14 protein-coding genes are annotated in these 20,026 nt (G+C 71.2%); 8 read left to right on the forward strand and 6 right to left on the reverse strand.

Going from position 1 to position 20,026, the window contains the following annotated elements; all coding sequences use genetic code 11:
- Positions 1 to 212 precede the first annotated feature (212 nt).
- Both OG933_RS42580 and OG933_RS42585 read left to right on the forward strand, forming a co-directional pair.
- The gene (locus tag OG933_RS42580) at positions 213 to 581 is read left to right on the forward strand and encodes a hypothetical protein (protein ID WP_020132033.1); all 369 of its coding nucleotides are present in this window, start codon (positions 213 to 215) and stop codon (positions 579 to 581) included.
- A gap of 290 nt (positions 582 to 871) precedes the next feature.
- A complete protein-coding gene (locus OG933_RS42585; protein ID WP_405632693.1) occupies positions 872 to 4,768 on the forward strand; it encodes a DNA-binding protein in 3,897 nt (1,298 codons plus the stop codon).
- A 45-nt stretch (positions 4,769 to 4,813) separates the two neighbouring features.
- Here the strand turns inward: OG933_RS42585 and OG933_RS42590 are convergent, their stop codons facing one another.
- Positions 4,814 to 5,383, reverse strand: a complete 570-nt coding sequence (locus tag OG933_RS42590; RefSeq protein WP_362533280.1) for a hypothetical protein — start codon at positions 5,381 to 5,383, stop codon at positions 4,814 to 4,816.
- A gap of 312 nt (positions 5,384 to 5,695) precedes the next feature.
- Between OG933_RS42590 and OG933_RS42595 the strand changes: the two genes are divergently transcribed.
- The 3 genes from OG933_RS42595 to OG933_RS42605 all read left to right on the forward strand — a co-directional run bounded on the left by OG933_RS42595 (position 5,696) and on the right by OG933_RS42605 (position 11,239).
- Entirely contained in the window at positions 5,696 to 6,700 is a 1,005-nt protein-coding gene (locus tag OG933_RS42595; protein ID WP_362533277.1) for a LacI family DNA-binding transcriptional regulator, read from the forward strand.
- A gap of 290 nt (positions 6,701 to 6,990) precedes the next feature.
- The gene (locus OG933_RS42600) at positions 6,991 to 9,960 is read left to right on the forward strand and encodes a glycoside hydrolase family 2 TIM barrel-domain containing protein (RefSeq protein WP_405632697.1); all 2,970 of its coding nucleotides are present in this window, start codon (positions 6,991 to 6,993) and stop codon (positions 9,958 to 9,960) included.
- A 289-nt stretch (positions 9,961 to 10,249) separates the two neighbouring features.
- The gene (locus OG933_RS42605) at positions 10,250 to 11,239 is read left to right on the forward strand and encodes an aldo/keto reductase (RefSeq protein WP_405632698.1); all 990 of its coding nucleotides are present in this window, start codon (positions 10,250 to 10,252) and stop codon (positions 11,237 to 11,239) included.
- A 99-nt stretch (positions 11,240 to 11,338) separates the two neighbouring features.
- On the opposite strand, the gene OG933_RS42610 is transcribed toward OG933_RS42605, so the two are convergent.
- Positions 11,339 to 11,983, reverse strand: a complete 645-nt coding sequence (locus OG933_RS42610) for an MBL fold metallo-hydrolase (protein WP_405632700.1) — start codon at positions 11,981 to 11,983, stop codon at positions 11,339 to 11,341.
- A 148-nt stretch (positions 11,984 to 12,131) separates the two neighbouring features.
- Between OG933_RS42610 and OG933_RS42615 the strand changes: the two genes are divergently transcribed.
- A complete protein-coding gene (locus tag OG933_RS42615; RefSeq protein ID WP_362526023.1) occupies positions 12,132 to 12,557 on the forward strand; it encodes a MarR family transcriptional regulator in 426 nt (141 codons plus the stop codon).
- 38 nt (positions 12,558 to 12,595) lie between these two features.
- On the opposite strand, the gene OG933_RS42620 is transcribed toward OG933_RS42615, so the two are convergent.
- The 4 genes from OG933_RS42620 to OG933_RS42635 all read right to left on the reverse strand — a co-directional run bounded on the left by OG933_RS42620 (position 12,596) and on the right by OG933_RS42635 (position 16,207).
- Complete coding sequence (locus tag OG933_RS42620) at positions 12,596 to 13,153, reverse strand: hypothetical protein (protein ID WP_405632702.1); 558 nt, start codon at positions 13,151 to 13,153, stop codon at positions 12,596 to 12,598.
- Positions 13,150 to 14,880 carry a PHP domain-containing protein gene (locus tag OG933_RS42625; RefSeq protein WP_405632705.1) on the reverse strand — a complete coding sequence of 577 codons (1,731 nt, stop codon included), beginning with the start codon at positions 14,878 to 14,880 and terminating at the stop codon, positions 13,150 to 13,152. The genes OG933_RS42620 and OG933_RS42625 overlap by 4 nt, the downstream gene beginning before the upstream one ends.
- Positions 14,881 to 15,222: 342 nt before the next feature.
- Positions 15,223 to 15,966 (reverse strand): VOC family protein, encoded by a 744-nt coding sequence (locus OG933_RS42630; RefSeq protein WP_405632708.1) that lies wholly within the window; start codon positions 15,964 to 15,966, stop codon positions 15,223 to 15,225.
- Between the two features lie 10 nt (positions 15,967 to 15,976).
- Entirely contained in the window at positions 15,977 to 16,207 is a 231-nt protein-coding gene (locus OG933_RS42635; RefSeq protein ID WP_405632709.1) for a hypothetical protein, read from the reverse strand.
- A 192-nt stretch (positions 16,208 to 16,399) separates the two neighbouring features.
- Here OG933_RS42635 and OG933_RS42640 point away from each other — a divergent pair, with 192 nt between their 5' ends.
- Together OG933_RS42640 and OG933_RS42645 are read left to right on the forward strand one after the other, a co-directional pair.
- Positions 16,400 to 18,952, forward strand: a complete 2,553-nt coding sequence (locus tag OG933_RS42640; RefSeq protein WP_405632710.1) for a discoidin domain-containing protein — start codon at positions 16,400 to 16,402, stop codon at positions 18,950 to 18,952.
- A 252-nt stretch (positions 18,953 to 19,204) separates the two neighbouring features.
- Positions 19,205 to 20,020 (forward strand): DUF4097 family beta strand repeat-containing protein, encoded by an 816-nt coding sequence (locus tag OG933_RS42645; protein ID WP_405632711.1) that lies wholly within the window; start codon positions 19,205 to 19,207, stop codon positions 20,018 to 20,020.
- The last annotated feature ends 6 nt before the right edge of the window (positions 20,021 to 20,026 follow it).

Below are 20,026 nucleotides of genomic sequence, written 5' to 3' on the forward strand. Positions count from 1 at the left end.
ATTCACATTACGCCTGAGGTGGCCATCGACGGTGATTGCGATTTCCGGGGTTGCCTCCTTCCTGGTGACCGCGCTGCTCGCGGCCGGTTTCCCGGCTTGCCGTGATGACGGGAAACAGGAAACCCGTCGACCTCCCGGGACCCTGCGGCCAGTCTGATGACGAGAGACCGAGCACGACCTGCGACCAGGCAGGACGACCGCAAGGGGGAAACATGCGCAAGTTGTTCAGTGGGGCCGTCGCACTGGCCACCGCCGCCACGGCGCTGGTGGCGCTGACCGGCACGGCCGAGGCCAAGCCGGCGGCCGACTGGGCCGGGTGCCCGTCCGGTGCCGTCTGTATCTACCCGCAGAACCAGGACCCCGCCCAGAGCCCGAGCAACATCTACTGGAGCTACGGCGCCCACAACCTGAGCAACCAGGTCGGCTGGCACTGGGTCCTCAACAACCAGACCGGTGGCGCCTCGGCGGAACTGTGCCTGAACTACGGCGGCACGAACTGCAACTACACGATCGGGAATCCGCCGAGGGGTGTGTGGGCCGACCTCACGCCGGTCAACTCGATCAAACTGAACCGGCCGTAAGGCCTTTCGCACGGGGGAACGTCCGGAATCGCGTGCGCGGTTCCGGACGTCCGTTTTTCCGCCATACTCTCGCGCCACGCCGGTGAAAGTCTTGATCGGCCGTCACATTGCCGCAGTACTCTGGATGTCGGCCGTTTCACGGCTCATGCGTGCGACACCCGGGGGATGTGGTGGGGGAGCAGCAGCACACCGGCGACCGATGTGAACCGCCACCGCCCGAAGGAACCGTTCCGGACTTTCCCGCGCAGCTGAGACGACTCCGCCGACAGCGCGGGCTCTCGCTGGCCGACATGGCGCGGCAGACGCACTACAGCAAGGGCTACCTCAGCAAGATCGAGACGGGCGCGAAGCGAGCCACCGTCGACGTCGCGCGGCGTTGCGACCAGATCCTGCGGGCCGAGGGCGGGCTGCTGCGGCTGCTGACGAAGAGCCCCGAGAACGCCGAGGAAGCTGACAACGCGGCGAGTTCCGAGAGAACGGCGAACCCGGCCAACCCGGCGGCCCCGGCGACCCCCGGGAACGCGCAGAACGCGGGCGACGCGCAGGCTGGGCTGGGTGACGGTGTCGCGCCCGGGCGGACGGAGTTCGACACTGTCCGTCCCTACCGGGGGCTGTCGGCGTTCACCGCGCAGGACGCGGGATGGTTCTTCGGCCGCGAGCGGGCCACCGCCGCCCTGGTCGAGAGGGTCTTCGAACGGATCGGCAGCGGGCCCCTGATGGTCGTCGCCCCTTCGGGTGCCGGCAAGTCGTCCCTGTTCAACGCGGGTCTCGTACCGGCCTTCCGAAACCCCGGCGGCTTCCCCATGCCGGGCGCCGAGCGGTGGCCGGTGGTGGCGTTCACGCCCACCGCGCACCCACTGGAGGAGCTGCTGACCGGCTTCGCGAAAGCGCTGGACGGCGATCTCGGCGTCACCGTGCGGCAGTTGCGGGACCGGCCCGAGATCCTGCTGGAGGCGGTGCGGCGCACGGTGGACGACAGCGCCTGCGACGACGGGGGCAGACGGCCACCGCCGGTCCGTCCGGTGCTCCTCGTCGACCAGTTCGAGGAGCTGTTCACGCTCTGCTCCGACGAGGACGAGCGGCGTGCTTTCGTCCGGGTGCTGTGCGCCGTGTCGACGTCCCGTCGCCCATCGGATCCGGCGGACTTCTCCGGTCGTGATCCGGCCGTGGTGGTCCTGGGCGTACGGGCCGACCTGTCCGGCATGTGTGTCGAACTCCCCGAGCTGGCAACGGTGTTCACCGACGGGCTGTTCGTACTGCCCCCGATGTCCGTCGCCGGGCTGCGGGAGGCGATCACCCGCCCCGCCGAGCTCGCCGGACTCGCCCTGGAACCGGGTCTCGTCCCCCTGTTGCTGCGCGACGCCGGTCTGCGCGACGAACCGGCAGGGCTGCCCGGCAGCGAACGGGGAGCGCTGCCCGGCGACGGGTCGGGAGGGTCGCCCGGCGCCGGATCGGACGTCGGGCGCGCCCTGCCGGACGTCACTCCCTCCGGTGCGCTGCCGCTGATCTCCCACGCGCTGCTGACCACCTGGCAGCGGCGCGAGGGCGCCACCCTGACCGTCGCGGGGTACGAGCGCACCGGCGGGATCCGGGGGGCGGTCGCACGGACCGCCGAGGATGTGTTCGCGGGCCTGTACCCGGCCGAGCAGCAGACGATCCGCAGGATTCTGGTGCGCCTGGTCCATGTGGCCGACGGCACCGGACCGGCCCGGTGCCGGATGAGCCGGGCCGCGCTGATGGAGCGGCTCGCCGACACGGACGGCGCCACGGCCGCCCTGGACGCCTTCGTGCGGGCCCGCCTGATCACCGCCGACCGCGACACGGTCGAGATCGCCCACGAGGCCCTGCTGCACGCCTGGCCCCGGCTGCGCGGCTGGATCGACGCCGACCGGCACGGGCTGCTGATCCACCAGCAACTCGCGCACGCCGCCGAGGAGTGGGAGCGCGAGGGCGGCGATCCGTCCGCCCTCTACCGGGGCACCCGGCTGGACACCGTCCAGGCGTGGGCCGAGGAACTGGACGGCCGGAGCCGGCTCAGCGCGCAGGAGGAGGCGTTCCTGCGCGCGAGCCGGGCCGAGGAGGCCGACCGGCAGCGGCAGGCCCGGCGGCAGGTCCGGCGCCGGCAGGGCACGCTGGCCACGCTGGTCGTGCTGCTGGCCCTCGCCGTGGTCGCCGGAGCGCTGGCGTACCGGCAGCGCGCGGACGCGCTGCAGCAGGAGCGGGTCGCCCGTTCCCGGGCACTCGCCGCGCAGTCCGCCTCGCTGGCCGCCGGTCAGCCCGAGGCTTCGATGCGGCTCGCCGGGGAGGCCTACCGCTCCCAGGAGACGCCCGAGGCGCGCGGCGCCCTGCTGAGCACACAGGCGCAGCCCTTCTCGGCCCGGCTCGGTGGGCATCGCGGGCCGGTCAACTCGGTGGCGTTCGCGCCCGACGGGCGCACGCTCGCGACGGCCAGTTCGGACGGCACGGTGACCCTGCGACGGCTCGCGGACCGCCGTACGACCGCCACGTTCACGATGTCCGGGCGGGTGCGGTCGGTCGCCTTCAGCCCCGACGGACGTGCGCTCGCGGCCGGTGCCACGGACGCGCCGGTGCAGCTGTGGGGCGCGGCCGACCATCGTACGAAGGTGGTGTTGCCGGCCGGCACCGCGGGCGCCCGGGCCGTGGCCTTCGACCCTCGGGGCGGCACCCTGGCCGTCGCGGCGCGCGACGGCACGGTCCAGGTGTGGGACACCGACCGGGGGCGCCGCGTCGCGTCCTTCACCGGTCATGTCGGGCAGGTCGACGCGCTGGCGTACGCCCCGGACGGCCGGACGCTCGCGTCGGCCGGCGCCGACCGGACCGTCCGGCTGTGGGACACGGTGCACGACCGGCTCTCAGGCGTGCTGGAAGGGCACAGCGACGAGGTGTACGGCGTGGCGTTCGCGCCGGACGGACGGAGCCTGGCCAGCGGGGGAGCGGACCGGACCGTACGGCTGTGGGACCTGGCACGGCACCGGACGACCTCGGTCCTGAGCGGGCACAGCGACGACGTCAACGCGGTCGCCTACACCCCGGACGGCGCCACGGTCGTCAGCGCGGGAGGCGACGGCACGACCCGTCTGTGGGACGTGCACAGCGGGATGCAGACGCTGACGCTCACCGGCCACACCGACTACACGATGGGCGTGGCCGTGAACGCCGACGGAACCATGCTCGCCACCGCCGGGTTCGACCAGTCGGTGGTGCTGTGGGACCTGGGCGGGCCGGTGCTGACGGCCCGTCCGTACACCGAGATCTGGCAGTCCGCCTACAGCCCCGACGGGAAACTGCTGGCGACCGCCGACACCGATCACACGGTGCGGCTGTGGGACGTGGCGCGGCACCGGCCCGTCACGACCCTGCGGGGGCATCGCTCGGCCGTGTTCTCGGTGGCGTTCGCCCCCGACGGGCGCACCTTGGCCTCGGGCGGTTCCGACGGCACGGTCCGGCTGTGGGACGTCGTCACCCACCGCCTCCTCGGCACGCTCACCGGGCATCACGGGGACGTGTTCTCGGTGGCGTTCGCCCCGGACGGCGCGCTGCTGGCGTCGGCGGGCGCCGACCGTACGGTGCGGCTGTGGGACGTGGCCACCCGCCGCCCCCTGGCCACGCTCACCGGCCACACGGACTTCGTCAACGACGTCACCTTCAGCCCCGACGGCCGCACCCTCGCGAGCGCGGGTGACGATCTGACCGTACGGCTGTGGGACGTGGCGGGCCGCAGGCCGCCGACCACGCTCACCGGGCACACGGGTGCGGTGCGGGGAGTGGCGTTCGGCCCGGACGGCCGGGCCCTGGCGAGCAGCGGCAACGACGGGACCGTACGCCTGTGGGACGTGCGCCGACACCGTCCCACGGCGGTGTTGCGGGGCCACACCGGCTCGGTGCGCGGTATCGCGTTCTCCCCCGACGGCCGCTTGCTGGCCAGCAGCGGCAGCGACCGTACGGTGCGGCTGTGGGACGTGGCGGCGCGGCGGCCCTGGGCCACGCTGACCGGGCACACGAACGCGGTGTGGGGCACCGTGTTCGCCCCTGACGGGCGGACGGTGGCCAGCAGCAGCAACGACGGGACCGTACGGCTGTGGAACCTGGACGTGTCGGCCCGGTTCGCCGCGATCTGCCGGCTGCGGCTGTCCGGGGCGGGTGCTTCGGCGTGCTCGTACCGCTGACCGCAACCACAGCAGCCGACGCACCCGCCAGGAGCCGGCGACGGCTCAGGAGACGGCGACCACCACGTTGAACCACGGGGTGCTGATCGACCTCAGCGGCGAGTCCAGCTTCTGGAGGTTGAGACGGTAGGTGCCGGCCGGCAGCACCCCGCCGCCGGGCAGCGGCCCCAGGGGCAGGTAGCGCCCGTTGGCCACACCGGCGCGGTTGTACGTCCACACGCCCGCCGACGTGTGCATGATCGTGTAAGCCCCCCTGCTCAGCGAGGGGTTGACGGCGGACCGCCGGGTCGCCTCCAGGGCGAAGGAGGCGCCCGCGTACGACGGCACGCGCGCGGGCCGGGTGAGGGTGAAGCTGAAGTACCGGTTGGCGTAGCCGGCGCCGGACGTGAGCGGCGGGCAGTTGACCGCGACCACGGTCCGTCCGGTCACGTTCCCGAGGGAGACGGGATTGCTGTAGGAGCCCGAGCCGAGCAGCCGACGGCAGTCGTACTGGTAGGTCGCCGCCGAGGCCGGCGGAGCGGCCACCAGCGCCGACGCGGCGGCGGTGACGACGGCGGCCGCGACGACGCCCGCCCGGCGTGACAGCCGTCCGAGCGTCCTGTCGATGAGTGTCATGAGCAGTTTCCCCCTCTGCGGGCCCGGGGTCCCGGACCGTGGTGAACAGCGGATCCGGCGCCGAATCTAGGGCCGCCGTCAGCCGCCCGTCGGGCGGTGACCGATGCACGGACGGAAGAGATCACCGATGACGGTGCGTGGGAGTAATGGCGCACCGGGAGACACGGGTTGATCGTGTGGGACCTCCCGGAGCCCGGCACGGACGGCACCCGGGCCGCGAGCAGACCCGGCTTCGTCGGGCCCTTCGGCCCGTGCATACTCAGGCTCTGCGCACGCACCGGCGTTCGCGAGCGAAGAAGAAGGAGGTGGGCGATGGTGTCGACACCGGGGGCCGAGCCCCGGAAGATCACGATCAACGACGTCGCCAGGTCCGCCGGAGTGTCCCGACAGACCGTGTCTCGGGCGCTCAACGACAAGGGCGAGATCGACGGCGACACCAAGCAGCGCGTGCTCGACGCGGCGCGCGCGCTCGGGTACCGCCCGAGCCGCTTCGCCCGGGGGCTGGTCCGCCAGGACACCATGACCATCGGGCTGGTCATCCCCGACCTGCTCAACCCGTTCTTCACCGAGGTCGCCGCCGGGGCTCTGGAGGCGGCCAGATCCCGCGGCTGGCACGTGGTCGTGTACGCCACGGCGGACCGGGCGGACGAGGAACGCGGCACACTCCAGGTGATCACCTCGCAGGTGGACGCGGTGATCGGCTACTTCAGCTGCTCGGAGAGCGAGCTGGAGTCGTACACCCGGGGCATGCCGGTGGTGCTGATCGGCCGTGAGGGCCGCAGCACGCGGTTCAGCTCGATCCGGATCGACGGCGAGCAGGGCGTCCGTGCCGCGGTCGCGCACCTGGTCGCGGAGGGGCACACCCGGATCGGCATGCTGGACCACCGGACCCGCGCCGAGCCCAGCATCCGGCACGACTGGTTCACGGCGGCGGCGCGGGAGCACGGGATCGACACCCACCTGGTGGCCGATGCCGACCAGACGGCCGACGGGGGAGGGGCGGCGCTCAGAACCCTGCTCGCCGCTCGTCCCGAGGTCACCGCGGTCTTCACCTTCAACGACATCATCGCCGTCGGCGCACTCCGTGAGGCACGCAGGCTCGGCCGCGGCGTCCCGCGGGATCTGGCGGTGATCGGCTTCGACGGCCTCCAGCTCGGAGCACTCGTCGAACCCCCGCTGTCCAGCGTCGCCCTGGACACGCGAAAGCTCGGAGCACTCGCCATCGAGCAGCTCGCCCGACTGCTGTCGGGGCTGGGCACGTCGGAGGCCGACGATCTGGTCGTCCACGCGGAGCTGCACCTGAGCGGATCGGCCTGACGTCACAACCTGATGTCACGGCCTGCTGTCACGCCTGACGTCACGGACGGCCGTCCGCCCCGAATGTCTTGACATGGCTCCGCGCCCGAGCGCAGACTTCCGAACATTCCACCCCACCCATCGAGATTCATCTGCAGGAACCCTGAAGGCAGTCCCGTGAGCGCTCCCGTGAACGTTCACGGGAGCGCTCACGGGGCAGTGAGAAGCCGTCCGGCAGGCCAGTCGCCCGCCGGTCGGTGATCTCTGCCGGCCCCGGATCCCGTTCGTCACCCAGAAGGAGTCGTGACCTCTTGCTCTCCGAGTTCTCCCCCCATGTTTCGGACACCGCGCCGGGCCGCGGTGCGCTCCGCCCGGCGCGCTCGTGGCTGCACTCGGACGCGCCCGCCCGCTCGTTGAACGGGCCCTGGCGGTTCCGGCTGTCACCCACGGCGTCCGTGGCGGAGGACTTCGCGGCCGAGGACTTCGACGACCGGAGCTGGGAAGACCTGCCCGTACCCTCCCACTGGGTGCTCGGAGGCGACGGCGCCCACGGCCGTCCGATCTACACGAACGTCCAGTTCCCGTTCCCCATCGACCCACCGCACGTCCCGGACGAGAACCCCACCGGCGACCACCGCCGCCACTTCGACCTGCCCGCCGACTGGGCGGACGCCGAGCGTGTGGTGCTGCGGTTCGACGGTGTCGAGTCGCTCTTCCGGGTCTGGGTGAACGGGGCGGAGATCGGCAGCGCCGCCGGCAGCCGGCTCGCCCACGAATTCGACGTGACGTCCGCGGTCCGCCCGGGCGACAACGTCGTCGCCGTACGGGTGTACCAGTGGTCGGCGGCCAGTTACGTCGAGGACCAGGACCAGTGGTGGCTGCCGGGCATCTTCCGCGACGTCACCCTGATCGCCCGCCCGGCCGGCGGCCTGGAGGACGTCTGGCTGCGGACCGGGTTCGCCGACGGGCACGGCCGGGTCGACGTGGAGATCGCCGCCGAGCCGACGGCCTACCCGGTCACCCTGCGCATCCCCGAACTCGGCATCGAGCGCACCTGGTCCGACCCGGCCGAGGTGACCCCCTTCGACATCGCCGACGTGCAACCCTGGTCGGCCGAGCGGCCGCGCCTGTACGACGTGACCGTGTCGACGGCCGCCGAGACCGTCACGCTGCGGGCGGGCTTCCGCACGGTCGAGATCCGCGGCGACCAGTTCCTCGTCAACGGCCGTCGCGTCGTGTTCCACGGCGTGAACCGCCACGAGACCCATCCGCTGCGCGGCCGTGTCTTCGACGAGGAGCATGCCCGCGAGGATCTGGCCCGCATGAAGCGGTTCAACGTGAACGCGATCCGCACCAGCCACTACCCGCCGCACCCGCGCCTGCTCGACCTCGCCGACGAGCTCGGATTCTGGGTCGTCCTCGAATGCGACCTCGAGACGCACGGCTTCGAGAAATTGGACTGGGTCGGCAATCCCAGCGACGACCCGACCTGGCGCGCGGCGTACCTCGACCGCATCGAGCGCACCGTGGAACGCGACAAGAACCACCCCAGCATCGTGATCTGGTCGCTCGGCAACGAGGCGGGCACCGGCAGCAACCTCGCCGCCATGTCGGCGTGGGTCCACGCCCGCGACGCCGAACGCCCCGTGCACTACGAGGGCGACTACACCGGCGAGTACACCGACGTCTACTCGCGCATGTACGCCTCGGTGCCGGAGACCGAGCAGATCGGCACCGACGGATCCCGCTTCCCGCTGCTGCAGTGCACTCCCGCCCAGGGCGCCCGGCAGCGCACCAAGCCGTTCCTGCTGTGCGAGTACGCGCACGCGATGGGCAACGGTCCGGGGGCGTTCGACCAGTACGAGGCGCTGGTCCACCGGTACCCGCGGCTGCACGGCGGCTTCGTCTGGGAGTGGCGCGACCACGGCATCTCGACCACCACCGCGGACGGGACGCCGTACTACGCGTACGGCGGCGACTTCGGGGAGGTCGTGCACGACGGGAACTTCGTCATGGACGGCATGCTGTTGAGCGATGACGTCCCGACGCCGAGCCTTCACGAGTTCAAGGCGGTCGTCCAGCCGATCCGCTTCGCCTTCGACGGCGACAAGGTGACGATCGCCAATCTGCGGCACACCGCGGACACGTCCGACCTGCGCTTCCGCTGGCGTGTCGAGCACGACGGCACGCCCGTCGACTCCGGCTACCTGGAGGTCCCGGCCGTCGTGGCGGGCGACTCGGGCCGGGTTTCGCTGCCGAGGCTCCCGGTGGCGCCGGACGCCGAGACCTGGCTCACCGTCGAGGCGGTGCTGGCGGCCGGAACCGCGTGGGCAGCCGAAGGGCACGTGGTCGCGACCGCCCAACTGGACCGCTCGCTGCACCACCCCGTGCGGGCTGCGCGCGCCCGGACCGGTTGGAAGCCCGGCGACGGAACGCTGACGCTGGGCCGCGCCGAGTTCGTCGACGGATCCCTCACACGCCTCGGCGGCCGCGAGGTGACCGGCCCGCGGCTGGAACTGTTCCGTGCGCCGACCGACAACGACGAAGGCGCGTGGGGCGATGTCGCGGAGAGCGACGCGAACATCGCCGGGGTGTCCAACGCCGAGCTGTGGCGGCGCGACGGCCTCGACCGGCTGACCACGCGCCGGGTGTCGGTGGAGCGCACCACCGGGGCCCTGCGCACGGTCGACAAGGTCTCCGCGGCGAACTCGGGATCGTGGGTGATGGTCGAGTCCGTCTGGTCGCTGGAGGGCGACGAGGTGGAGCTGCGGGTGGAGATCGAGCCGTCGCGCGGGTGGCACACGGTGTGGCCGAGGATCGGGATCCGGTTCGACCTGCCCGACGGGGACGCTCCCGTCGACGGCGCCGAGTGGTTCGGTCTCGGCCCGCTCGAGTCCTACCCCGACAGCCTGCGGGCGGCACGCACGGGCCGCTTCTCCGCCACGGTCCGCGACCTGGCGGTCGACTACGCGCGTCCCCAGGAAACCGGACACCGCTCCGCACTGCGCCGGTTGACGCTGACGAGCGCCGAGACCGAGGTGCTGCGCATCGAGGCGCTCCCCGACACACGCGGTCGCCGCCCCGGCTTCACCCTCAGCCGGCACACCCCTCAGGAGATCGCCCGAGCGGCACATCCGTTCGAACTGTCGACCTCGACGACGAGCCACCTGATCGTCGACGCCGCCCAGCACGGGCTCGGCTCGCGCGCGTGTGGCCCGGACGTGTGGCCCGAGTACGCCCTCCGCCCGGAATCCCGCACGATCAGGCTGCGCCTCACCTGATCCGCCACCGGGCCTGCGCCGCACGGGACCTTCGTGCGGCGCAGGCCCCGGCAGGTCGTCCCTCCTGCGACGACTGACTGCTGATCCGCCTGCAACGTCGGCTTGCGCTGGAGTGCGCTCCAGGTCGTAGCGTCGCAGACACCACGGAGCACGAAGCCCGTCCCTTCCGGGGCCCCTCACGGGATGCCGGGCGGCTGGATTCGTCGCTAGATGGATGGAGGGCTCCGTGCGATCCGAACGACGAACGACGAACGACGAACGAGTGCGCAGAGAAAGGCTGGGACACGGCATGCAGAAGCGCAGTCTGCGGGACCTCCAGGTATCGGCCATCGGCCTGGGATGCATGGGGATGTCCGCCTTCTACGGATCCACCGATCGGGCGGAGGGGATCGCGACCATCCGGCACGCCCTGGACCTCGGGGTGAACTTCCTCGACACCGCGCAGATGTACGGCCCGCTCACCAACGAGTCGCTGCTCGGCGAGGCGATCCGGGGGCATCGCGAGCAGTACGTGATCGCGACGAAGTTCAACTACCGGATGGACAACGCCGTACCCGGCGACATCAGCACGGTCGGCCCGCAGGACGGCTCGGCCGAGCACGTCCGCAGCTCGGTCCACGGCTCCCTGGAGCGGCTGGGGACCAGCCACATCGACCTGTACTACCAGCACCGGGTCGACCCGAACGTACCCATCGAGGAGACGGTCGGCGCGTTGGGCGAGCTGGTCGCCGAGGGCAAAGTGCGCTACATCGGCCTGAGCGAGGCGAGCGCGGAGACCATCCGGCGTGCCCACGCCGTGCACCCGATCACCGCGGTGCAGAGCGAGTACTCGCTGTGGTCACGGGACGTGGAGGCCGAGGTGCTGCCCGCCTGCCGTGAGCTGGGCATCGGGTTCGTGCCGTACTCGCCGCTCGGCCGCGGTTTCCTCGCCGGGCGGTTCACCTCGCCGGACGAGCTGGACGCGAACGACTGGCGCCGGGAGAACCCGCGCTTCCAGGACGCCAACCTGGCGGCGAACCTGCGGCTGGCGGCAAAGGTGAAGGAGATCGCCGCCGAGAAGGACGTGACCCCGGCCCAGCTGGCCATCGCCTGGGTGCTGGCGCAGGGCGAGGACCTGGTGCCGATCCCGGGCACCAAGCGTCGTACCTACCTGGAGCAGAACGCCGGCGCGGTGGACATCGCGCTGACCAAGGAGGACCTGGCCCGCATCGATGCGGAGCTTCCCGAGGCGGCGGGCGAACGGTACGACGAGGCAGGGATGCGAGCCGTCGACCGCTAGCCGGGAGGGGTGCGCGGAACGGGCGCCGGCAGCAACTGACAGTTCTGCCGGCGATGTCGAAGCCGCCGACCGCATGCCCGCTTCCTGGAGTCCGGCGCCTTACAGCTGCACGGTGGTGCCGGGCTCGAGGCGGCTGATCGGGGTGCCGGTCAGGCCGTTCTCGCCCAGGAGGTTGGCGGTGGACTGCTGGCCGAGGTCGCTGAGCATGAGTTCGTGGATCTGGATGATGCGCTCGGGCTTGACGGCGCGGACGAAGTCGGCGGCTTCGCCGAGCTTGGTCCACGGGCCACTGGTCGGCAGCAGGAGGGTGTGCACGGGAGCGTCGGGCACGAAGTAGGCGTCGCCGGGGTGGTAGAGGGCTCCGTCGTCGAAGAGGTAGCCGACGTTGTCGGGGCACGGGATGTCGGCGTGGATCAGCGCGTGGCGGTGGCCGTGGACGGTGGCGGTGAGGGAGCCGACGGTGAGGGTGTCGCCCGCGGCGACGGCGTGGACGCGGCTGTTCCGGCTGCCCAGGGCGGTCGCCACGGCGGCGGTGCCGTACACCTGTAGCTCGGGCCGGGCTTCGAGCGCGGCGGCGACGAGCTTCTCGTCGAAGTGGTCGAAGTGTTCGTGAGTGATCAGTACGGCGTGCGCCCGGGAGACGGCCCCGGCCGCGTCCGGGGTGAAGGCGCCGGGGTCGATGACCAGCCGAGTGTCGTCCTTCTCGAGCGTGACGCAGGCGTGGGCGTGCTTGGTGAGCTTCACCGCGGGTCCTTCCGGTACGAACGATTTCCTGCAATTAAACTGTACACCTGGACTGTAGATAACGTTCGAGGAGGGCGGCTCGCTCACGGGATGAAACAAGGCACCCAAGCTGTACAGCTTGGTTGGTCAGTGTGAGTAGGCTGGCGCCATGGACGACAACCAGCTGGCCGAAGAGCTTCGCCTGACCATCGGACAGCTCGTGCGTACCGTGCGCGCCGCCGACACCATGCCTCCCGGCGAGGCCGCCGTCCTGGGCTACCTGGACCGCAGCGGCCCGATGACCACCGCCGACGTAGCTCAACAGCGGGGAGTCACCCACCAGTCGGCCGCCAAGGCGGTCAAGGAACTCCTCGGTCAGGGCTTTGTGCATGCCGAGGCGCACCCCAGCGACGGCCGCAAGCTCCTGCTCCACCTCACACCCGCGGGAAGTGACCGCCTGGCGGAGGAGCGCCGACGCCGAGCGGACTGGCTCGGCACCGCGATCAACGACGTCCTGAACTCCGAGGAGCGCGAGACGCTGGCCGCGGCGGTGCCCCTGCTGTCACGCCTGACCGCACGCTTGAAAGCCAAGTAGGCCGGACCCCGTTGCGGGGTTCTCGCGGCGCTGACATCTCAGTGGTCCGCGCAGCAGGGCGTCGGGTCGGGAACCTCGAACGGGACCAGGGTGCCGCCCACGGCGGGCATCGCGGTGAGCACCAGCTCACCGCTCTGCCACAGCGGACGCACATGACTGTGCGTCACCAGCGGCATGGACGGGTCAGGTCGACCAGCCGCCCCCAGTACCGCGACGTGGTCGATCGCGGACACGGACAGCACCTCCTCGATCGACAGCGTGCCGCGCAGAACGTCCGCTCCGGGGTACAGCACCGCGCGGCCCACGGCGTCGGGGGCGCCCTCGGTCACCTCGTACCCCATGGCCACCAGACGCGCGCGCACGTCGTCCAGTTCCTCGCCCGACTCCGGTGCGAGGGAGACGACGACGCGCGGCCGCTCGCCCCGCACGAGGTGGGTACAGCCGAACCCCCCTCCGGTGAGGGGGAGTTCGGCCGCGAACGTGCGGAGCAGGTGGTCGGCGGCGCGCAGATCGCGCAGACCGGCGTCCACCGTGAGGACGTACGGCGTGAGGTCGTGCGGCGTGAGGTCGTGCGGCGTGCGGACGGGCCGTGTCACGACGGCAGTACCCACACCGGGTTGGTGTAGAACCACAGGTCGGCCCACGGGTCGGCGTCGCCGACGACATCGATCGCCGGGCCGGCCGGGTCGACGGCCGCACCCATGGCGCCGACGGCGCTGCGGTTGCCGTCCGAGCCGCGCAGTCGGACGTACACCGGCCGGTCCACGCGTCCGAGGTCGTAGGTGAGCCGTACCGTCCCGCTCGACTTGTTCACCTCGTAGGTGCGGACGACCTTCGCGGTCGGCGCGGTGAACGTGTCCCTGTCGGAAACCGGTCCCGTGACATCGCCCTGGATGACGTCCACGCGCGCCAACTCAGGTGCAAAGCAAGCCCAGTTGGCGCCTCCGGCGAGCGCCACGTCGACCGTCAGCGTCACCTTCGTGCCCTTCTTCACGTGCAGGGCGCCGCCGAGGGTGGCCCAGCGGCTGCCGCCGGAGACCCGCACGTCGAGCCCGCTGAGCAGCTGGCCGTGGTCGACCCAGATGCGCCCGGCGCGGATGCCGTCCATGACGGCGGCGTACGAGAAGCCGTCGGAGCCGACGTGGGTACGGCTGTACTGGCCGGGCCAGTAGTCGCCCTGGGAGATGTCGATCCGGCCGCCGTAGACCGGGTCCTGGTAGCGGCCGTCGGTGTTGAAGTCGCCGCCGGGGCCGCGCACGGCGGTGTCGGCGTAGACCTGGTGGGAGTCGGAGTTGGCGGTGATCCACCAGGGCTTGCCCTCGGCGATCAGGCTGTCCCACAGGCCGCCGACGGTGGCCGTCATCCAGTCGAAGCCGCCCCAGGTCCGGTAGCTCTCCAGGGGATACCCGGCAAAGGAGTTGGCGCTCGGGCTGTTGTCGTAGATACCTCGAGCGCGGGCCGGGCCGAGCGGGGCGGGCAGGCCGGCGGCCTGGTGGCCGGGCGCGCCCTCGAAGCCGACGGCGATCTGGTGACTCGTGGGCGTCGCGTCGCGCCACGCGCGGATCTCGTGCGGGGAGTCGACACCGCGCCGCGCCGGGTGGTTGGCGAGCATCAGCGCGTCCTTGACCTTCCGGCGTCGGACCTGCTCGCCGAGGAAAGCCAGACCGGCGACGGCGAGGGCCTCGTTGGCGGGCGTCGAGTCGGAGGCGTTCTTGACGCTGCCGTCGTAGTCGGTTTCGAACTGCTTCAGGACGGAGACCTCGTTCTGCCCCGGGTGGACGAAGACGGTGCCGTGTTCCGCGCCCGGGATGTTCCACTCCAGGCCCTGGAAGACGAGAGTGTCCTCGTGTGCGGTCCGGGCCTCCTTGATGTCCGGGTTGACCTTCTCCACGCCGATCTTGGCGTGCGTGGTGCTGCCGTGGTCGGTGATGACCAGCCAGTCCATACCGTGCCTGGCGCCCTGCCGGACCTGGTCGACGACGCGGTACTTGCCGTCGCTGCTGTACTGGGTGTGGATGTGGTGGTCGCCGGCCAGCCAGAGGAAGCCGTTGGAGCGTCGGCCGCCGCCGGCGGAGGCTGCCGGGGCGGCGGCGGCCGGAGTCGCTCCCGCCGTCTGGCCGAGCACGCTTCCGGCGGCCAACCCGGCGCCGAGCAGTCCGGCGCGGCGCAGCAGCGAACGGCGGGACCGCTGCTCGGGGCTGAGTGCCTGGTCGGGCACGGAGGCATCGAAGGCGGCGGGCAGCGCGGGGGCGGCCTCGTGGTCGTGGTGGTGCTCCTGGCCGTGATGGTGATGGCCGTGCGCGTGTCCGTGCCCGTGTCCCATGATGCCCTCCCGATTGCCGCTGCCTTCTGCGGCGGCCTTGCGCGGCGCGCGTGTGCCGCGTGAGGAGGATGAGGGCGAAGCATGAACGGTGAACGACCACTGGGTGAGCGGCGGCCGACCCGGACGCGGCGGCTGAGGCCTGTCCCGCATCGATCGAAGAAATGAGTCAGGAATCGGTTGTGCGAAAGACGAGACCGGTGCGGCCGCGAGCCGCAGCGGCGACTCCAGTACGTGCGCCCCGCCGGGAACCGGGTCCCAGCCCGGCCCGCGACACGTGGTTCCGGCACGGCTGACGGTGGGTGTGGCCGACGGCGGGTGTCGTCAAGGCATCAAGGCTCCACGTCAGGACGGGGCGAGGACGCAGAACTCGTGGCCCTCCGGGTCGGTCAGGCACGTCCACGGGACATCGCCCTGGCCGAGGTCGAGGTCGGTGGCGCCGAGCGCCCGCAGTCGGTCCACCTCCGCTGCTTTGTCGTCACCGGGGTACGGCAGCAGGTCGAGATGGACGCGGTCCGGCACGGTCTTCACGTCGGGAGTGCGGAGAAACTCCAGATACGGGCCGCCGGCACCCTTGGCGGAGCGCAACGACGCATGATCGTCGGTCACGTCGTGCACGGTCCAGTCCGTCGCCTCGCCCCAGAACCGGGCCATGGCCCGCGGATCCGAGCAGTCGACCACCACGGTGGCGATCGGCCCGGTGTCCTGGTAGATCTCCCGGGGCTCCAGCACGCAGAACTCGTTGCCCTCCGGGTCGGCGAGGACCGTCCACGGCACGGTGCCCTGACCCACGTGGACGGGCGTCGCACCGAGTTCCCTCAGGCGCGCGACCAACTCCGCCTGATGGGCCGCCGAGGTGGTGGCGAGATCGAGGTGCACACGGTTCTTCGTCGTCGTCTTGGGTTCCGGGACGGGAACGACGTCGATGCCGAGGGCGACCGGGTCCGGCCAGACGAGGCCGCCGGCGGGTCCGACGTAGGTGGTGACACCGGGGCTGTAGGCACTCCAGCCGAGCGCCTCCGCCCAGAACCGGCCGACCGCCGAGCCGTCAACAGCCTTGATGTTCACCTGAACAGGTCGCAGTGCCATGTCCGCGATCCTATGCGCCCGAGCCGCAGACGACCTCCGCAGGCACCGTCGCCGTTCCTTGCTGCCACTGCCACTGCCACTGCCACTGCCACTGCCACTGCCACTGCCACTGCTGCTGCCACGCAGGCGCGATCGGCGACCGCCCTCGCCCACGAGCCGACCCCGCCACGGACACCTCGACCCGGACGGGCAGGCGGGCCGGTGCCCGGAGGCCGAGCCGACAGTCTCGCCGTGCGGGCATGTCGTCAACATGTCAAGGGATGCGGCGAAAGAAGGTCCGGAAAGATTTCAACTTTCGAAGGCTTGCCGAGACTGAGAACTCATCAGTTAAATCAAGACGTGAACTAAGCGTCGCAGCAGTGACCTTGGCGTACCGCCGCGGCTGCTGCCGGCGCCCTCGTGTCCTTTTCCCGACGCACCCGCAGGGACCTTCATGAGACTCAGATCCCTGGGTGTCGCGCTCGCCGCCACGGCAGCGCTGATCACCCTGCCCACCATCCAGCCACCAGTGGCTGTGGCTGCCGACGCCAACCTGTCCCAGGGCAGAACGGCAACGGCATCCTCGAACGAGAACGCGGGCACGCCCGCGCCCTACGCGGTCGACGGCGACACCGGCACCCGGTGGTCCTCGGCGGCCACCGACGACCAGTGGCTGCAGGTCGACCTCGGAACCGCCGCCACGATCAGCCAGGTCGTCGTCAACTGGGAGGCGGCCTACGGCAAGGACTACAAGATCCAGTCCTCGTCCGACGGCAGCACCTGGACCGACCTGCGCACGGTCACGGGCGGAGACGGCGGCACCGACACGCTCGCGGTCTCCGGCCAAGGCCGGTACGTACGTCTGCAGGGCGTCCACCGGGCGACGCAATGGGGCTACTCCGTCTGGGAGTTCCAGGTGTTCGGCACCACCGGCGGAACGCCTCAGCCCGGTGCCTGCTCCACCGTCAACTCGGCGCAGGGCAAGACCGCTTCGGCGTCCTCGACGGAGAATGCCGGCACCCCCGCGTCCGCCGCGTTCGACGGCAGCGATTCCACCCGCTGGTCCAGCCAGGCCTCGGACCCGCAGTGGCTGAGCGTCGATCTGGGCTCGTCCCAGGACATCTGCGGGATCGACCTGAACTGGGAAGCCGCGTACGGCAAGGACTTCCAGATCCAGGCCTCCGCCGACGGCCAGAACTGGAACACCCTCAAGACCGTCACCGGCGCGACCGGCGGTCGCGCCTCCTACGACGTCAGCGGGACGGGCCGCTACGTCCGCGTTCTCGGGACGGCCCGCGGGACGGCCTACGGCTACTCGCTCTGGGAGTTCGCCGTCCACACCACGTCCGGCGGCACCGGAGGCCCGGTCCAGGGCGGCGGCGACCTCGGTCCGAACGTGATCGTCGTCGACCCCTCCACGCCCAACCTCCAGCAGCGGTTCGACCAGGTCTTCGCCCAGCAGGAGTCCGCGCAGTTCGGCTCCGGTCGCTACCAGTTCCTGCTCAAGCCGGGAACCTACAACGGCATCAACGCCCAACTCGGCTTCTACACCTCCGTATCAGGCCTCGGACTGAACCCCGACGACACCCAGATCAACGGCGACATCACCGTGGACGCGGGCTGGTTCAACGGCAACGCCACGCAGAACTTCTGGCGTTCGGCGGAGAACCTGGCGATCACACCGTCGAACGGCACAGACCGCTGGGCCGTCGCCCAGGCCGCGCCGTTCCGCCGCATTCACGTCAAGGGCGGCCTCAACCTCGCCCCCAACGGCTACGGATGGGCCTCCGGCGGCTACATCGCCGACTCCAAGATCGACGGCACGGTCGGCCCCTACTCCCAGCAGCAGTGGTACACCCGGGACAGCTCCGTGGGCGGCTGGACCAACGGCGTGTGGAACATGACGTTCACCGGCGTCCAGGGTGCCCCGGCGACCAACTTCGACACCGGCCCCTACACCACGCTGGACACCACCCCGATCTCCCGCGAGAAGCCGTTCCTGTACCTCGACGGCAACGACTACAAGGTCTTCGTCCCCGCCAAGCGCACCAACGCGCGCGGTGTGTCCTGGCCCGCCAACGCCGGGACCTCGCTCCCGCTCAGCCAGTTCTACGTCGTCAAACCCGGCGCGACGGCCGCCACCATCAACACCGCACTGGCCCAGGGCCTGAACCTGCTGTTCACGCCAGGCGTCTACCACCTCGACCAGACGATCAACGTCACCCGCGCCGACACCGTGGTGCTCGGGCTGGGCCTGGCGACCATCGTGCCCGACGGGGGTGTCGACGCCTTGCACGTCGCGGACGTCGACGGCGTCCGGCTGGCCGGATTCCTCATCGACGCCGGTGCCACCCGGTCCGACACCCTGCTGCAGATCGGCCCGGCCGGAGCGGCCTCGGACCACTCCGCCAACCCGACCACCATGCAGGACGTTTTCATCCGCATCGGCGGCGCGGGCCCCGGCCTGGCTACCGACTCCGTCGTGGTCAACAGCGACGACGTCGTCATCGATCACACCTGGATCTGGCGTGCCGACCATGGCGAAGGCGTGGGCTGGGAGACCAACCGGGCCGACTACGGACTGCGGGTCAACGGCGACGACGTCCTGGCCACCGGCCTGTTCGTGGAGCACTTCAACAAGTACGACGTCCTATGGAGCGGCGAGAGAGGGCGCACGATCTTCTTCCAGAACGAGAAGGCCTACGACGCCCCCAACGCCGCCGCGGTCACGCACGACGGCATCGTCGGATGGGCGGCCTACAAGGTCGCCGACACGGTGGCCGTGCACGAGGCCTGGGGTCTGGGCAGCTACTGCAACTACACCTCCGATCCCTCGATCGTGCAGCGCCACGGCTTCCAGGTCCCGGTCAAGGCGGGCGTCAAGATGCACAACCTCCAGGTGATCTCCCTGGGAGGCAAGGGCCAGTACGCCCATGTCATCAACGACACCGGCGCCCCGACCTCGGGAACGGACACCGTGCCGTCGAAGGTGACCTCGTTCCCCTGATCCACGGGAGGGACGGCGCATCGCACCGTTGAACCCGCTGCCGGGGCCATGAGTCAGTGGCCCCGGCAGCGGGGTGACCGCCGTCAGGAGACGTTCGAGGTGGGTGGGAGGCTCTCGAAGCAAGCTGAGCGAGCTCCCGGGGGCGGTCAGTCGTCGAAGCAGGCCTTGGCGACGGCGTAGGTGTCCACGTAGCGGTGGTAGCGGGTGATCAGCCCGTCTTGGAACATGCGAGGCGAGCGGTGTGCCGCGGTCATGACCGTGCCGACTCGGGGCACCCGGACGGGCATGAAGGCGAAGCCGGCAAGGCGCGTGCTGCTTGGGACCGTTGTGCTGACGGTCCTCCCCTTCGCCGTGTCATGCGGTGACCAGGAACACGAGGGAGCCGGTGGACCGGCCGCGGCGGGGACGCCCGCCCTCGCGCGATCCGGGACCCACCTCGTCATCACCACCGAGAACGGGCTGGTGCTGCGCCCCGCCGACGGCCGTCGTGTCACCGTCGACGATCGCGCCGACGGCGAATGGTCGCACGACGACGGCACCTGGACCCTGGACCTGTCCTGCACGGACACGGACGGGGAGGGGGAGCGGGAGCGGGGCGAGGAAGCATGTCCCCGAACGCCCTACGTGAAGGTCCCGGACGGCGTGAGTGTCACGGTCAGTGCCCGCAACGCGGGCGTCGACGTGGCGGGACTCGCCGCGGCGCTGGACGTCACGACCGTCAACGGCGATGTGACGGTGACGCGTTCAGGGAAGGACGACGCACCGGTACGGCTGGCCACCCGCAACGGCTCGGTGCGCGCGACGGGGCTCGACGCGGGCCGGCTGCACGCGGCGACGACCAACGGTGACGTGATCCTCGCGTGCGCCACCGCGCCGTCGGGAGTCACCGCCGCCACCACCAACGGCTCGGTCGCCGTCACCGTTCCGCACGACGCCCCCGCGTATCTGGTCACGGCCGGTACGGACAACGGCCGGGCCACGGTGGGCGTGCCCACGAGCGACGACCGCCGGGGCCCGGCGATGACCCTGACGACGGTCAACGGTGACGTCGGCGTGCGCCGCGACTGAGCCCGG

The organism is Streptomyces sp. NBC_00016, assembly GCF_045040885.1.
In the GTDB taxonomy this organism is placed as follows: Bacteria; Actinomycetota; Actinomycetes; order Streptomycetales; family Streptomycetaceae; genus Streptomyces; species Streptomyces coriariae.